A 15,653-nucleotide genomic window follows, 5' to 3' on the forward strand; every position below is an offset into this window, starting at 1 on the left:
ATGCTTACAGGAAATAAAGGAGAATGGTCGGAAATATATGTTTTGTTAAGACTTTTGGCTGACGGAAAGATATATGCAGCCGACAGTGAATTGAATAAATTGGAGGATGTATATTTCCCTATTATTAAAATAATTAGAGAAGAAAACAAAGGTGAAATTAAAGAATATGCCGCCGGAGAAATAATATCAATATATATTAACGGATCAAAAGTTAAAGAGTTGCTTGCAACAGAATTTGAAATAGAATCTGAATATCTATTGAACGAAATTAACAGTAAAGCTTCAAAAGGTGCATTTTCAGTAGAAAGCACACAGAATTTTATGGATAAAATTTTGTGTTATAAGCTTTCTGCACCTGCAACGGATAAAAGTGATATCACAGTAAAAATAATTGACATAAACACCGGGTATAGTCCGACCGTGGGATTTTCAATAAAATCGGAATTAGGCTCATCTCCCACTTTGTTGAATGCAGGAAAAACTACAAACTTTATTTATAAAATAAGTCATAGCTATCCTGATTTGGTTAGAGAAGCGAATGAAATATATAAAGTAGCTGGCGGCAAAAGTCATACAGATGTTAGAGGACGTATAAATAAAATAATTGAAGAAAATGGAATTCTTAAATATTGGAAAATGAACAATCAAATTTTTAAGGACAATTTGGTATTGATTGACAGTAATATGGATAAAATTATCGCCGAAACTCTTTTATATTTTTATAAAGACGGAATCACTAACTGCGATGAGATGGTTGAAAAACTTGAACGGGAAAATCCTATGAACTACGGTAATGTAAATGCTTATAAGTATAAGTTCAAGAAATTCCTGACAGCTGTAGCATTGGGCATGAAGCCTGCTACGGTTTGGGACGGTTTAGATGAGGCTACAGGAGGATACATTGTAGTTACAAAGGAAGGCAATGTTCTTGCATATCATATATATAACAGAAACTACTTTGAAGAATATTTGTTGAAGAATACAAAATATGAAACGGCATCCACATCAAGGCATGATTTCGGGGAAGTATACAGTGAAAACGGAGAAGAATTTATAAAACTTAATTTGCAGGTGAGATTCAGATAATGAAGAAAAATAAGCCTATGACCAGAAGTGAAAACATGGCAAGAGTTAAAAGCAAAAACACAAAGCCTGAAATTTTTTTGAGAAAACTTTTATGGCATAAGGGGTTCAGATATAGGGTGAATTATAAGAATTTACCGGGAAGCCCCGATATCTATTTGCCTAAATATAAGACGGCTGTTTTTGTAAACGGATGTTTCTGGCATATGCACAAAAACTGCAAATATTCATCTATCCCTAAGAGTAATTATGATTTTTGGAAAAATAAACTCGAAGGAAATGTTAAAAGGGACAAGAAAAATTATGCTCAGCTTGAAAGTATCGGAATTAAAGTAATAGTAGTTTGGGGATGTGAAATTAAACAGATGATGAAAGATGAAGTAATTGCTACGAAGAAAGTAGATAATCTTGTACATGAGATTATCAAGTTATAATAAAAATGACGAAGTATCAATGCCGTTCAATAGGCTAAAAAACCTAAAAATAACAAGGAGTTTATTTGATAATGTCTATATAGCGATGTAAATGATTTGAACTATAATAATTTCTTGCAATCAAATCGTATTTAGATATCTGTTTAATAATAAAATAAAACGTAAAGGAGTATAGAGTAAATGAATAAGTTAAATGTAAAGTTAGCAAATTGTTATGGCATTGAAAAGATGGAATATGAATTTGATTTTTCAGAGAATAATGCTATAGCAATTTATGCAAGAAATGGTTTAATGAAAACATCATTTTCAAAAACATTAAAAAAAATTCAAGATAACAAAAATAGTGAAATTAGAGATGAAATATTTAATAAACCTGGAGTCGCAAATATATTGGAAGACGGTAATGCGCTTGATTCAAGTTCGATTTTTGTTATAAAAAGTTTTGAGAGTTATTATGAATCAAATAGTATAACTGATTTATTAGTAAATGATAATATCAAAACACAAATTAAAAATGTATTAAAATTACGTGATAGATTTTTGAAAGAACTTGAAAAAAATTCTGGATTAAAGATATCTAAAACATCATCCGGTAAGAAAATTTATGAATTAGAGCCAACTTTAGTTAAAGATTTGAAGTTCCCTGAGGATAGCTTTTTATTAAATATAAATAAAATCAATGATATTAAAGTTGAGTATGATTGTAGTCATATTAGATATAGCAGCATATTTGACAGTTCTATTATTAGAAAAATTAAAACGGATGAATTCCAAAATAAAATAACAGAGTTTTGCAAAGCAAGTGATGAAATATATAAAGCGTACGATTTTCTGGATAAAGGAAAGTTTACATTACCGAAATTGAAAAATATTGCAAAATCACTAGAGAATGATAGATTTTTTGTAAAAGAAAACTTTATATATTTAGATGGCTGATTTGAAATAAAAGACTTGAATTCTTTATCTAATAAGATTAAAGAAATAGAAGAAAAAATTAAAGAGGTTCCTGTATTTCAGGAAATTGAAAAATTATTAAGCGATGCAAAAGGGATAGTTCTAAGAGATATAATTGAGAATAATTCTGATATAATACCATATTTAAAAATTGATAAACTTGACACATTAAAGGAACAAATATGGATATCTTATATTCAAAAAAACAAAGAAGCTTTTGAAGAATTACAGAAACAATATTGTCTATTGGAAAATGAAATTGATAATATAGATTTTGATGATACACAATGGAATAATGCGCTAGAAATATTTGAAGAAAGATTTACCGTTCCATATAAAATGAAAATTTCAAACATAAAGAGTGCAATCATTGGAGAGAGTGTGCCAAGGGTTAGTTTTTACTTTGAAAAAAATGGAGAAATTGTTACATTGGAAAGAGGAGAGTTGGAGGATAAAGATGTTTTAAGTCAAGGCGAAAAAAGAGCATTATATTTACTGAATATTATTTTCGATGTTGAAAAACTAAAGGACTCTAACAACGATATTCTATTTATTGTAGACGATATTGCAGATTCGTTTGACTATAAAAACAAATATGCTATAGTCGAATATTTATATGAAATGTCTACGATTGATAATTTTAGACTTTTGATTTTATCACACAATTTTGATTTTTATAGAACCGTTGCCAGTAGACTTTCACTAAAAAGAGAAGCAAGATTATGTGCTGAACATAGCAATGGAGAAATAATACTTAAGGAAGAAAAATATCAAAATCAACCGTTTAAATTTTGGAAAAATAATTTAGGTTATATTAATATCCTTGCTCTTATTCCATTTGTGAGAAATATAATAGAGTATAGAAGCAAGGAATCTGAATTGAACAAAGATGAAGATTATATGACATTGACTAGTCTACTGCATAAAAAGGATGGAAATACTTTGATTACATTTTCTGACATTGAAGATATTTATAAAAAATATCTGAAGTCAATAGAATTTAAAGAAGAAGTCGATGGAAATACCATAGTCTTAGAAGAGTTAATTAAACAAGCGGAAGCAATAAACTTAGAAAATGCGGAATTAGAACATAAAATTATTATGGCGATGGCTATAAGGCATAAAGCAGAACAGTATATGTTTTCTGAAATTGGTAAACATACCGGACAATTAACATGGTCAATAAAAAGAAATATGAAAATTGGAACGGTAAGTGAGTTTATAACTCATATAAATAATTCAGGAAATCAAACTAGAGAATTATATAATGGTATAAAACAATTTGCAAAAAAGGACATAGTTAAAATACTTGATGAAGTAAATATAATGACTCCAGAGAATATTCATTTAAATTCTTTTATGTACGAACCATTATTAGATATGGATATTATTGAGTTACATAAACTATATCAAAATATAAAAAATTTGGAATAAAGCTCATATTCTCTATCTATAGAAATAAATAAGTAGTTGTTTATATTATGATTACCGTGTGCTTTTGTTGACTGTCATGAATGTGTTTCAATAAAATATCCATGCTTGCAATATGCTTGCAAAAAATCGGATAAACAGAAATAAAACGGATAATAAGGCTAAAGCTGATAACAAAAACCTTGATTTTATGCTATTTATACAAAACAACATCAATGGATATATCGAGTGGGAATAACTAAAGCAGATATGTTACTGTTATAAAGCAATTGAAAACACTGGGATTTAGCGATATGTAGAAGCAAAAAACTCTTGAGTGATACTATTTTTATACTTAAAAGCTGAAATAGTAGGTTCAAAAGGGAGTTGTTGAATTAAGCGAGTTTTACGAGCGATACTTATTGACCTAAGGGAAATAAGGTATGTAAAAAATTTAAGAAAGCCTTTCATAATTTTGGTGGGAGGCTTTTGTGGAAATAGTGGGTGATAAATTAATATTTATAAGGAGGAAGACAAATTAGAAGATATGCGTATTTAAAAGAACCGGTAAAAATAAACAAAAAAGATTATCTATATAAAATTATGCTGTACCAAACGAAAAAAGAAGGAGTATGTTTGTTTATGTATTGTAAAAAGGATGCTGTTCAATGTTCGTTTGACTATTGGTATAAAACGGTTGAAGATGTCTATGAGGATTGGAATGAACTTATTGATGAAAAAGGTTGGATTTATATAGATGATCCGTTGCCTTATTGTCAGCATGATGCTTTTCTACCGATAAGAGTAAAGGGACGTGATATCGGCGAGCCTCAGTGGGGTAATTTGGAAATTCTTGAAAATGGCAAATGGAAAGAATATATTCCTGATTAGTTTGCGGTTATTTATAAAATAAGAATTTAAGTAAAAGCACATAACTTTAAGACCTAAAAATCTTTTAGCTATGTGCTTTTTCTGTGCCTATTTTATTTCCGGTGGGACTTTGACTGACATAGAGTTATTAAAGCGTTTGAGATTACTTTCTTCAAAAGGAACATAATCTTTTTTAAGACTGTCGGGAAAATTTGCCTTCCAATCTTCCAATGCTTCTTTTGTAATCTCATTATTCTCATATTTTTCCTTCATTTTTTGCCATTGTTCAAGCATGACTCTAATTCTAAGAATGGCTTCACTGCCGAAATAGATACCTGTGGTAGTGTATTCGGAATCTTCATCATTCAGGATAACAGGTCATATATTCACTTCAATACTGTCATCCAGTTTAAATAAAAACCGCATTAAATCATGTTCCATATAGGGATAATCAGGTTCTTTCAAATAATCCTTATTTATATGTAGTGTAGCAGAAATATTTTCTAAGATATCATCTTTAGGAGTACGAATATCAAGTTCATATTGCCTTATCCTTACATCATCTAAATGTATTCTATCTCCTAAGGCCTTTTGCATAATTCTTCTTAATTCACGGAATTTCTTTATCAATTTACCCAAACTCAATCTTAACACCTCCTTAGGAGCAAATTTGTTTCTCTTTAATAATATAATCGAAAATAGGAAAAAATTCAATAGAAAAATAAAATTAAGAAAAAAGTATTGACAGAAACAAAAAAGCTACTTATGATCTAAAATAGAAACAGAAACAAATATGTTTCTAAAACAGACAGGAGGAAAGTACGATGGAGAAATTATTTCTTACTTCAAATGAAGTTGCAGATTTACTAAATATATCGCAGCAAAAAGCCTATAAAATCATACGAGATATGAATAAGCAATATATTAAACCTTCTTCTGATGACATAGGATTTATACTTATTGATGATCCAGTACAAACCATGGATGATATAAATATTTCTTCTTTAATTGAAGTGCTTAGAAATGATTTCGCTGATAAGCAGATAATATTATCAACACACGAAATAGATAAAGAGAATTACATTCTATATAAATTTTATAAATATAATAAAATAGGACAGTCTTTCAATGTTAAAGAGAAAATTTATGGATAGCGTATATAATTTGATGATTTATACTTATTAAATATTTAAAATTTTTATAAAAATAGGCATATTAATATCACTTCTGATACTGTTTTGATACTAAAAAACTTTAAAACTATAAAGAATAGGTATAAAAACCACTCAAAACAGAAGCGAAAAATATACTAATATAAAAATAAAGAAACAAATATGCTATGGTAATTATTGAGTGGGAGTAGAACAGATTTCTTAGAAAATTCCTTGTTTTCAAGGGCTATAGCCTATTATGATAAGTAACAGAGACAAAATTAGGTAAAGATTTTAAAAAGAATAAATCTGATAATATTTAAAAATGGCTTTACAAATAAATATAGAAAATGAGACCGTAGCTTAGTTGTTACGGTCTTTTTGAGGTTATTTGAAAGTGGGTATTCTGGGAAAATATTGTTTAGGCAAACTATAAGTTGTCTTCATATATTGTCGCTTAGCAAATAGAAAATCTTATGCTGAAATTCTTTAGAAATGTTGTCTTTGTTCGTCTCCAGAATGGCATACGGTCCATCCGTATACGATTCAAGCAGATGTAGAGCTTCTTCAATGATATCCGTATTATTGTCAGTTATTACAATTTTCTGCAATAACTCCTTCAGGGGTTCTTTGATAACAGACAAATCTTTGTTATAGTATGGATCCATATACCAATCGAGATAGAATAAAAGTCTTTCCTTAGCGTGAATATCTTCTCCCATTAATACAGCCTGTATGTCTTCTATTCCGCCATCAACAGTTTTGAACTCCTCTTCTCCATAATATATATCAAACTCTTTGCTCATATAATCCTCCCAAACTTACGAGTTTTAGCTTATTTAAATTCAATTAGGTCTTACAGTGTTTTTTATATTTATTTCCAGAAATCTCTCTTCCAGTGAATTGTATTCATCATAGTGAATATGACTTCCAGGAGAAGATCTCGTTAATTACAAAAGTTGATTTTACAAAGAAACCAAACCTTCTTTGTTTGCTTGAATAGTGATTTTATAGCAATCAGCTTTCACTTTAATAATTAATCCATCTAGCCAATCTATTGCCATCATATTATCCTTAAAATTCTAATTTGTCATTGGTATATTTACTTAAGTCAGCGAGTAATTGGTTAACAAACTCTCTCAGATAGGTCTGACTAATTTCATTTTCAAAGTTTATTTTATGTAGAACCAAAAGCACTCTTATTCTTCAGCCGTTCTATGACTCTTATATGACTATTAGTGTCAGCAGTAAACTTGATGTAATTATGAACACTTTATGCCTCTTCCAGTCTTGCATCTGTTTACAGTGTTTCATAGAGATTCTTTAACAGTAAAACAAATTCGGATATCCAATTAATACCGACAACCATAAATGTGTCTGCCGAATAGCCATAACTGGAACTTTTCACACCAAGATATACATTTGCAAGATATGTAAAGTTCTGTTTATGAATATTTGGAGAAAGCTCCAATATGAATGTACCTGTCTAAATTCAATACACCTTTTTCTTACAAATCCTAATTTGTATATCTTTATTTATTATATAAAATTTTTCATAGTCATAATTCTATAATCCTTCCTTGTTTTGCATATAAATCTTACTTTATCTAAATTTCTTTAAAAATCGTGATTTCTTAGCAAAAGATAACTTCTATTCTTCAAACTCCTCATCTGTACTTTTCCCGTTGTAGCGTTTCTTTCTCATTTGATTCCATTAAACTAAAAAATCATTAAAATGCAGATTATGAAATAGTAGTGCAGTGGTTTAAGGGAATGATAGTTTATTGTATAATCTTTTAGTATATTTTATCATAAAATCACACTAATTACAATAAAATTAAAATAAACAAAGTCACAAAAAAATAAATTTTATAATTGTTATTGACAGAACAAATATGTATAGTTATAATGAAACTAAAAGAATAGATAATAAAAGATTAGAATCTAAACTAATGAAATTGATTTTTATCAAATTCCAGATTATAATGTAGAGTATTATATTACTTACTATTGGTTATGAATTAATAAAATAAAATTTTAATAACTATTTTTAAATTTTAATGTACTATGTAAATATAGATAATAATATAGATAAAAACGGAATAGATAAAATAAAAATTTTTTATTTTATTTATGTTTATTTTAAGAGTCTATAAAAGGCGGTGATAGAATGAGAATACTTTTAGCTGAGGATGAAAAAAGGATGGCAAGGGCACTTGTAGAATTGTTGAAGCAAGAGAAATATGATGTAGATTATATGGAGGACGGTGATTCTGCACTTATGGCTCTAGAAAGTGGAATATATGATATTGCCGTACTTGATGTTATGATGCCAGAAATGAATGGATTTGAAGTTGCAAGAAGAGCGAGAAAAAATGGGATTAAAACTCCAATTCTAATGTTAACAGCAAAGAGTCAGTTGGATGATAAAGTTGAAGGGCTTGATAGTGGTGCTGATGATTATTTAACAAAACCATTTCAAACTAAAGAATTATTAGCTAGGATTCGTGCATTGGGGAGACGTTCTTCTTCATTTCAAGAAGATATTTTAAATTACGGAGATCTTACTATAGATAAAGCAACTGCAATGTTAAATTGTGATACTACAGGTCAAAATGTTAGATTAAGCGAAAAAGAGTTGAGAATTTTAGAGTATATGTTTAATAATAATGGTCAAATTATGACTAGAGAGCAACTTGCAGTGAAAATATGGGGATTTGAAAGTGAAACTGAATATAATAATGTCGAAGTATACATGTCATTTACAAGAAAGAAACTTGCATTTGTAGGCTCAAAAGTAGAAATTAAAGCTGTTCGTGGGTTAGGATATGAATTGAGGGAAAAAGATGTATAGTAAATCTAGAAAAAAGATAATATTATCAATTATGGGTTCAATTATTATCTTATTTGCAGTAACTTTGTCAGTAATTTTATTGGCTAGTTTTAGAGAGATTAGACAAAAGAATTTAGATATGTTAGAACGATATGTTGAGGATTATTCCATAGATAATAAAGAAAAAATAGAAATAATAAAGATTTAGAGTTAGAAAAAAATCCTAATAAAATCTCAGATTATCAATTATCAACTTTTTATTCGGTTGCTATTTCAAACAATGGTTCAGTACTTGCTGTAGATAATGGAAATAAAGAGTTGTATAACAATGATGAACTGACACAGATTGCAAAGCGCATTTTAGATGATAAAAAACATTCAGGAAGAACTAGTAACTTATCTTATGTGGTAAAAGATAAGAATGGATATACTCTTGTTGCATTTATGGATAATACTGTTTCGGAAGCTGGATTAAGAACTATGCTACGATATGTTTTGATTGTAGGATTTATTTCAATTATAGGAATGTTTTTATTATCATTACCATTGTCAAAATGTATTATAAAACCACTTGAAGAAAATGATCGAAAACAGAAACAATTTATATCTGATGCAAGTCACGAACTAAAAACTCCAGTTGCAATTATAGGTACAAATACAGAATTACTTTCTCGAGAAATTGGTAATAATGAATGGCTTGTAAATATTAAATATGAAAATGAGCGAATGGGTATTCTTATAAAACAACTTCTTGATTTATCACACGCAGAAGATGTGATTGTTTCTATGGAAAATATAAATTTATCTAGGATTGTTTTTGGAGAAATATTATCCTTTGAAAGTTTTGCTTTTGAGAAAGGAAAAGAATTTATAATAGATATTGACGAAGATGTATATTTAATTGGAAATCAAATACAACTTAAACAGCTTGTATCTATCTTATTAGATAATGCGATTAGGCATTCTTCAGGAAAAAATATTAATATAAATTTAAAAAGAAAAATAATACTATTGAGTTAAATTTAATAAATGATAGTAATGAAATTCCACAAGAAAAACTTAATCACATCTTTGACCGATTCTATAGAGTTGATGAAGTTAGAAATAGTGAAGATTCACATTATGGGATAGGTCTTTCTATCGCCAAAGCTATTGTAGAAAAACATGGCGGAAATATAGAGGTTTTAACAAAAAATGGGAAATTTAAACTTATTATTAAATTTTTTATAAAAAATTAAAAATTTCAATCTTATTTCAATAAAACTGCTTTATAATAAAACTCATAAAAGATAAGGAGGTAAATATTATGAAAAAGTTTAGAAATAAGAAATTAATAAGTATAGTTGCGATTTTATTAGCAACAGCTTGTGGCTTTGGGTTATACGCCTATAATATAAAAACATCAACAAATAACACTGAAGAGGCAGTAAAAAATGAAAATGGCACTCCACCTGATGGTGGTAGAGGACCAGGAGGTGGTCCTCCAGGACAAAGTAGCTCAGATATTACTTATACTGGAGCAGTAGAAATTTCTTCAAGTGAAACTCAAACAGATAAAACTTACGCAAGTACAAGTAGTGGTGAGAATGCTCTGCTTATAAAAACATCAGAGGAAGTTACAATTAATAATCCAACAGTTACAAAATCTGGAGATTCTGATGGTGGAGATAATAGTAATTTCTATGGATTGAATGCAGGTATTTTAGTTAAAGATGGTTCTAAGACAACTATAACAGGTGGTACTATTAATACTAGTGCAAATGGAGCTAATGGAGTTTTCAGTTATGGAGGAAATGGTGGAAATAATGGTGCTGAAGGTGATGGAACTACAGTAACTATTCGTAATACCAAGATAGTAACAACTGGTGGAGGATCCGGTGGTATTATGACTACAGGTGGTGGTACAACTTATGCTTATGATTTAGATATTACTACAAGCGGTCAATCATCAGCTGCAATAAGAACTGACAGAGGTGGTGGAACAGTAGTTGTTGATGGAGGAACATATATTTCTAATGGTTTAGGTTCTCCAGCAATTTATTCAACAGCTGATATTACAGTATCAAATTCAACTTTAACTTCAAATCTTTCAGAAGGAGTTTGTATTGAAGGATTAAATTCAATTACTTTGAATAATTCTAATTTAACTGCGAATAATACTAAAAGAAATGGAAATGCAAAGTTTTTAGATAGTATAATGATTTACCAATCAATGTCTGGTGATGCAGCAAGTGGTACAAGTCAATTTACAATGAATGGTGGAAGTCTAACTAGTAAAAATGGACATGTTTTCCATGTAACTAATACTAATGCAGTTATATCATTAAAAGATGTAACAATTGATAATCAAGATTCAGAAAATATTTTATTATCCGTGTGTGCTGATGGTTGGAGCGGTGGAAGTAATATTGCAACATTAAAAGTCTCTTCACAAACACTTACAGGAGCAATTAAGGTTGGTAGCGATTCAAGTCTTACATTAGAAATATCTGATAATTCTACTTTTGAAGGTTATATAGATGGAAAAATTACAAATGCAGAAGGTAGTTCTGTATCAACAGATGTAGGAAAAGTGTCTGTAACACTTGATAGTTCTAGTACATGGATATTAACTGAAGATAGTTATGTTACAGAATTTAATGGAAATCCTGAAAATGTAATAAGTAATGGATATACTTTATATGTTAATGGAGTGGCATTAACCGGTGTTAAATAATGTAATTAAAATTTAGATTAATTTGAATAATGGAGAGTTTATCTCCATTATTTTTTATATTAATTATAATTAGGTTATATCTATAAATGCTATATTTTCAATCAATAATATTTCTAATATTTTATTAAATTATTTGTAATTAATATGATATACTATTAGTAATAATTTAAAAATTAGTATTACATTTAATAGTATACAAATTTATACTACAAATAATAAATAATATTAATATCATAATAATAATTTAGTCTTTACAAACGTATTTTGAAAAATAATTAGAATGCATAGTAACAAATTAATTTCATTTTATTTACTTTTTTAAGATAATTTTTCTTGGAATTATATAGAAATTAATTTTTAGAGATAAAGGAGGATGGAATATTGAAGATTATTGGGGTTATGTTTTTTATACTTTCAATAGCTTTAGTTTATAAGAAATTTATATTGATGATTTATGGAAAATCTGCTATAGGGACTATCATTGGTTTTGGTAGTGTTGTCAGAGGAACAAAGGGATTTTCTACATATCCATATCTTGTAAAATTTGAATATAACAATCAAGAGTATATAGCTAAGAGTATAGAGAGCGCCCTTGGAAGTTATTATGGAGTATTTTCTGAAAAAAATTATTATAGAAAAGTAACTGTATTTTTTAAAGAGAATAATCCTGAAGTAGTCACTATAAAAGAATTTAAAGATATATATGTAATTAGCTTATGTATGTTTTTATTGGGACTTATAGGTGTAATATACTTATAAAAATAGAAAAAATATATTTAAGCAATAATTTTATAAAAATATTTAAACAACATAAAATTTATTGAATATATACTATGTCTATGCTATAATGAAGTAAACTATTATAGTTGTAATTTATGGTTTGATTGGTATTTAAAAATCATATTAAAAAATATTAAAACAATAAAAAATACACAAAAATTATAATGTTTAAGATGTTTTGAGCAACTATAATGTTTATATGACGAATATTCTAATAGAATATATATGATTTTAAAGTATAGTTTAAATATGCTGTATTTAATTAGGATTGAGATGTAAAGGAGTGATTTTATGTTGAAAAATATCATTGAACAAAATGAAATTTCGAAAGAGGTTTTTTACGAAAAACAGTATAAAATTAGAGAACAAGCATTGAAACGTTTCATTAAAAACGAATCTGAAAAAGATGTGATTGTACCAAGAAAGATTATTAGAAATAATACTATGGAATCAAGAATAAAGGTTATAAATGAATATGATTCTAATGCTAGGGAAAGAATCTTAGATGGAAATGATTTATTTCCAATCTCATATCTACAGATGGGATTTAATTCCGGAAACTCTATTTGTCGAATACAGATTCGTAATGATAGGGGAAGTTTTATTGGTTGTGGAACAGGATTTTTAGTTTCAGAAAATGTACTTATGACTAATAATCATGTTATTGATAATATGAGGACGGCTTTAAATTCTATAGTAGAATTTAATTATCAAGATGATACAAACTTTATGCCTTGTCCTATATACACTTTCCGACTTGATCCTGAAAGATTTTTTGTTACTGATGAAGAACTTGATTTTACATTGGTTGCAATTAAAGATAATCCTTTAAGTGAAAAACATCCTAAAGATTTTGGTCATCTTAACCTAATTCCTGATGAGGGAAAAATTCTTGAAGGAGAATATGTTTCTATAATTCAACATCCAAATGGAGGTCCAAAGGCGGTAACAGTTAGAGAAAATATGGTTAAATCCATTTTTGACGACTATGTTCACTATTTAACTGATACTGAACCCGGATCATCAGGATCTCCAGTTTTTAATGATCAGTGGGTTGTTGTAGCACTCCATCATTCAGGAGTTCCTAATCCTAATAAAAAGAATGAATGGATTGCAAATGAGGGAATTCGTATCAGTTCTATTTCAAGTTATTTTGTGAAAAGATACAACGATTTTACTACGGAAGAAAAGATATTTATCAAGGAAGTATTTCCGAATATGGATATTTTTAGTAAGTATGATTTTCATCAATCAAATGTGTCTCAAAAAGAAGACGGATACAATAGTGCATTTCTTGGCTTAGAGTATAATGTTGATCTTCCAAAACTGTCTGAAGATATGAAAAAAGATGTTTCTTGTATGGATGATGGAAACTATGTTTTGGATTATACACATTTTTCAATTGTAATGTGTCGTTCTCGTTGCCTTGCATATTTCACTGCAGTAAATATTGATGGGAATCAGGCTCAAAATATCAAAAGAAGTGGAGATACTTGGAATTTTGATTCAAGAATTCCTAAAGATGCTCAATATGGTGATGAGTTATACGCAAAAAATGATTTAGATCGCGGTCACTTGGTAAGAAGATTAGATCCGGTTTGGGGAGAAAAAGCTATGCAGGCAAATAATGATACTTTTCATTTTACAAACAGCTCTCCTCAACATAAAAACTTAAATCAAAAAATTTGGTTGGATTTAGAGAATTATATTTTAAAAAATTCTCAAAATCATAACTTGAAAGTTTCTGTTTTTACAGGTCCTGTATTTAGAAGTGATGATATGATATATCGTGGAAAATTTAAGATTCCTGCTGAATTTTGGAAAGTTGCAGTTATTATTAAAGATGATGGAAATATGTCTGCTACTGCTTACCTTCAAACTCAGAAAAATATGATTGAAAATCTTGAATTTGCATATGGTGAGTATAAGACTTATCAAGTTCCCGTTTCTCGAATAGAAGAAATTACAGGACTTGATTTTGGTAATCTAACAAATTTTGATCCGATTGCAAAAATTGAATCATCAGGTATGGTTATTGAAACTCCAGAAAATATTAAGTTGTAATAAGCAAATATATTTTAAAAAATTTATAAATAAACAATATTTACTAAAGGGATGACAAATTTTTTCTTAAGTTGTCCCTTTTTTGTTGAAAAAAATCGATTTTTTATTATATATTTGCATTTTTATTAAAATAGTGTATAATAAATTTATAAAATAATTTAAGGAGAAGGTTATGGATTTTAAAGAAAAATTAAAGAAATATTCTGAAACTATTATTAAAGTTGGGACTAATGTTCAAAAAGATCAAGTAGTTGTTATAAGAGCAAATATTGAAGCAAAAGAATTGGTTCGTTCTTTAGCTGAAGAAGCGTATAAAGCAGGTGCAGGAAACGTTAATGTTGTATGGAGAGATGATATTATAACTAGACGTAAATTTGAATATGCAAGTATTGAAACGTTATCAGAGGTTAAACAATGGACTGTTGATCAATATACAGATTATATTGATAGTGATGCTGTGTTTATTTCTGTTGTTGGGGATGATCCAAATAATTTAGACGGATTAGATATTGCAAAAATTAAAGCAAGTAGTATTGCAAATTCAAAAGCAATGAAATATTTTTCAACCTCTCTTATGTCAGATAGAAATTCTTGGTGTGTTGTAGGAGCTGCTACTCCTGCTTGGGCTAAGGTTGTTTTTCCTGAACTTACTGAAAAAGAAGCAGTAGAAAAACTATGGGAATTGATTTTCTATACTTCAAGAATAGGAGAAGGAGATTCAATTAAAGGTTGGGAAGAACATATTAGTGAATTAAGTAGAAGGGCTAAGTATTTAAATGAAAAGCAATTCAAATATTTAAAATATTCCAGTAAAAAAGGTACTGATTTAACTATTGAATTACCAAAGAACCATATTTGGAATGCGGCAGGTAGCGGATTTAATGCTAAAGGAATAAGCTTTACAGCAAATATGCCTACAGAAGAAGTATTTACTCTTCCACATAAAGATGGAATAAATGGTGTTGTATATAGTACAAAAGCTTTGAATTATAATGGAAATATAATAGATGAATTTAAGTTAGAATTTGAAAATGGAAAAGTTGTCAAGTATGAAGCTAAAAAAGGTTATGAAGTTTTGAAATCTTTATTAGAAACTGATGAAGGAGCTTTATCTTTAGGAGAAGTTGCTTTAGTACCTTTTGATTCTCCAATTTCGAATACAAATACAATGTTTTTTGAAACTCTTTATGACGAAAATGCATCTTGTCATTTAGCTTTAGGTAGAGCATATCCAACTTGTTTAAAGGATGGAGAAAAGATGACTGATGAAGAACTTAAAGAAAGAGGAGCTAATGATAGTTTAGTTCACGTTGACTTTATGGTTGGAGATGAAACATTAAACGTAGTTGGAATAACTG

17 protein-coding genes are annotated in these 15,653 nt (G+C 28.5%); 14 read left to right on the plus strand and 3 right to left on the minus strand.

Annotated elements, in window-relative coordinates:
• From HMPREF9127_RS04340 to HMPREF9127_RS04355, 5 genes are all read left to right on the plus strand, one after another.
• The gene (locus tag HMPREF9127_RS04340) at window positions 1-1,086 is read left to right on the plus strand and encodes an HpaII family restriction endonuclease (RefSeq protein WP_009447774.1); all 1,086 of its coding nucleotides are present in this window, start codon (window positions 1-3) and stop codon (window positions 1,084-1,086) included.
• Window positions 1,086-1,517: a very short patch repair endonuclease gene (locus HMPREF9127_RS04345; RefSeq protein WP_009448287.1), complete on the plus strand. Its 432-nt coding sequence runs from the start codon at window positions 1,086-1,088 to the stop codon at window positions 1,515-1,517. The genes HMPREF9127_RS04340 and HMPREF9127_RS04345 overlap by 1 nt, the downstream gene beginning before the upstream one ends.
• Before the next feature lie 180 nt (window positions 1,518-1,697).
• Complete coding sequence (locus HMPREF9127_RS09075; protein WP_009448207.1) at window positions 1,698-2,453, plus strand: hypothetical protein; 756 nt, start codon at window positions 1,698-1,700, stop codon at window positions 2,451-2,453.
• Between the two features lie 15 nt (window positions 2,454-2,468).
• Window positions 2,469-3,905: an ATP-binding protein gene (locus HMPREF9127_RS04350; RefSeq protein WP_009448264.1), complete on the plus strand. Its 1,437-nt coding sequence runs from the start codon at window positions 2,469-2,471 to the stop codon at window positions 3,903-3,905.
• Window positions 3,906-4,523: 618 nt separating this feature from the next.
• Window positions 4,524-4,772: a hypothetical protein gene (locus HMPREF9127_RS04355; RefSeq protein ID WP_009447998.1), complete on the plus strand. Its 249-nt coding sequence runs from the start codon at window positions 4,524-4,526 to the stop codon at window positions 4,770-4,772.
• Window positions 4,773-4,859: 87 nt separating this feature from the next.
• Here HMPREF9127_RS04355 and HMPREF9127_RS08390 read toward each other — a convergent pair whose 3' ends face one another.
• Complete coding sequence (locus tag HMPREF9127_RS08390) at window positions 4,860-5,045, minus strand: hypothetical protein (RefSeq protein WP_009447927.1); 186 nt, start codon at window positions 5,043-5,045, stop codon at window positions 4,860-4,862.
• An 84-nt stretch (window positions 5,046-5,129) separates the two neighbouring features.
• Window positions 5,130-5,396: a helix-turn-helix domain-containing protein gene (locus HMPREF9127_RS08395; RefSeq protein WP_009447777.1), complete on the minus strand. Its 267-nt coding sequence runs from the start codon at window positions 5,394-5,396 to the stop codon at window positions 5,130-5,132.
• 179 nt (window positions 5,397-5,575) lie between these two features.
• On the opposite strand from HMPREF9127_RS08395, the gene HMPREF9127_RS09080 reads away from it, so the two are divergent.
• Entirely contained in the window at window positions 5,576-5,905 is a 330-nt protein-coding gene (locus tag HMPREF9127_RS09080; protein WP_009448439.1) for a MerR family transcriptional regulator, read from the plus strand.
• 440 nt (window positions 5,906-6,345) lie between these two features.
• Here the strand turns inward: HMPREF9127_RS09080 and HMPREF9127_RS04375 are convergent, their stop codons facing one another.
• Window positions 6,346-6,708 (minus strand): hypothetical protein, encoded by a 363-nt coding sequence (locus HMPREF9127_RS04375; protein ID WP_009448106.1) that lies wholly within the window; start codon window positions 6,706-6,708, stop codon window positions 6,346-6,348.
• A gap of 1,364 nt (window positions 6,709-8,072) precedes the next feature.
• Here HMPREF9127_RS04375 and HMPREF9127_RS04380 point away from each other — a divergent pair.
• From HMPREF9127_RS04380 to HMPREF9127_RS04405, 8 genes are all read left to right on the plus strand, one after another.
• Window positions 8,073-8,756 carry a response regulator transcription factor gene (locus tag HMPREF9127_RS04380; protein WP_009448380.1) on the plus strand — a complete coding sequence of 228 codons (684 nt, stop codon included), beginning with the start codon at window positions 8,073-8,075 and terminating at the stop codon, window positions 8,754-8,756.
• A complete protein-coding gene (locus tag HMPREF9127_RS08400) occupies window positions 8,749-8,943 on the plus strand; it encodes a hypothetical protein (RefSeq protein WP_009447849.1) in 195 nt (64 codons plus the stop codon). Before HMPREF9127_RS04380 ends, HMPREF9127_RS08400 begins: the two co-directional genes overlap by 8 nt.
• Before the next feature lie 110 nt (window positions 8,944-9,053).
• Window positions 9,054-9,755 carry a histidine kinase dimerization/phospho-acceptor domain-containing protein gene (locus HMPREF9127_RS08405; RefSeq protein WP_009447939.1) on the plus strand — a complete coding sequence of 234 codons (702 nt, stop codon included), beginning with the start codon at window positions 9,054-9,056 and terminating at the stop codon, window positions 9,753-9,755.
• Window positions 9,756-9,778: 23 nt separating this feature from the next.
• Entirely contained in the window at window positions 9,779-9,973 is a 195-nt protein-coding gene (locus tag HMPREF9127_RS09735; protein ID WP_482198156.1) for an ATP-binding protein, read from the plus strand.
• 68 nt (window positions 9,974-10,041) lie between these two features.
• Entirely contained in the window at window positions 10,042-11,451 is a 1,410-nt protein-coding gene (locus HMPREF9127_RS04390; RefSeq protein WP_009448042.1) for an autotransporter outer membrane beta-barrel domain-containing protein, read from the plus strand.
• Between the two features lie 381 nt (window positions 11,452-11,832).
• Complete coding sequence (locus HMPREF9127_RS04395; protein WP_009447732.1) at window positions 11,833-12,210, plus strand: DUF3592 domain-containing protein; 378 nt, start codon at window positions 11,833-11,835, stop codon at window positions 12,208-12,210.
• A gap of 312 nt (window positions 12,211-12,522) precedes the next feature.
• Entirely contained in the window at window positions 12,523-14,295 is a 1,773-nt protein-coding gene (locus HMPREF9127_RS04400) for a DNA/RNA non-specific endonuclease (protein ID WP_009447868.1), read from the plus strand.
• 172 nt (window positions 14,296-14,467) lie between these two features.
• A partial coding sequence (locus HMPREF9127_RS04405) for an aminopeptidase (protein ID WP_009448474.1) occupies window positions 14,468-15,653 on the plus strand: 1,186 nt, incomplete at its 3' end.

The organism is Parvimonas sp. oral taxon 393 str. F0440 (genome assembly GCA_000223315.2).
Lineage (GTDB): Bacteria > Bacillota > Clostridia > Tissierellales > Peptoniphilaceae > Parvimonas.

What these genes read in the sequence shown, in the direction of transcription:
- HMPREF9127_RS04340 (WP_009447774.1), top strand. Translation starts at nt 1, where the DNA reads ATGCTTACAGGAAATAAAGGAGAATGGTCGGAAATATATGTTTTGTTA.
- HMPREF9127_RS08400 (WP_009447849.1), top strand. Translation starts at nt 8,749, where the DNA reads ATGTATAGTAAATCTAGAAAAAAGATAATATTATCAATTATGGGTTCA.
- HMPREF9127_RS04355 (WP_009447998.1), top strand. Translation starts at nt 4,524, where the DNA reads ATGTATTGTAAAAAGGATGCTGTTCAATGTTCGTTTGACTATTGGTAT.
- HMPREF9127_RS04390 (WP_009448042.1), top strand. Translation starts at nt 10,042, where the DNA reads ATGAAAAAGTTTAGAAATAAGAAATTAATAAGTATAGTTGCGATTTTA.
- HMPREF9127_RS08390 (WP_009447927.1), bottom strand. Translation starts at nt 5,045, where the DNA reads ATGCTTGAACAATGGCAAAAAATGAAGGAAAAATATGAGAATAATGAG.
- HMPREF9127_RS09080 (WP_009448439.1), top strand. Translation starts at nt 5,576, where the DNA reads ATGGAGAAATTATTTCTTACTTCAAATGAAGTTGCAGATTTACTAAAT.
- HMPREF9127_RS04345 (WP_009448287.1), top strand. Translation starts at nt 1,086, where the DNA reads ATGAAGAAAAATAAGCCTATGACCAGAAGTGAAAACATGGCAAGAGTT.
- HMPREF9127_RS04375 (WP_009448106.1), bottom strand. Translation starts at nt 6,708, where the DNA reads ATGAGCAAAGAGTTTGATATATATTATGGAGAAGAGGAGTTCAAAACT.
- HMPREF9127_RS09075 (WP_009448207.1), top strand. Translation starts at nt 1,698, where the DNA reads ATGAATAAGTTAAATGTAAAGTTAGCAAATTGTTATGGCATTGAAAAG.
- HMPREF9127_RS04400 (WP_009447868.1), top strand. Translation starts at nt 12,523, where the DNA reads ATGTTGAAAAATATCATTGAACAAAATGAAATTTCGAAAGAGGTTTTT.
- HMPREF9127_RS04380 (WP_009448380.1), top strand. Translation starts at nt 8,073, where the DNA reads ATGAGAATACTTTTAGCTGAGGATGAAAAAAGGATGGCAAGGGCACTT.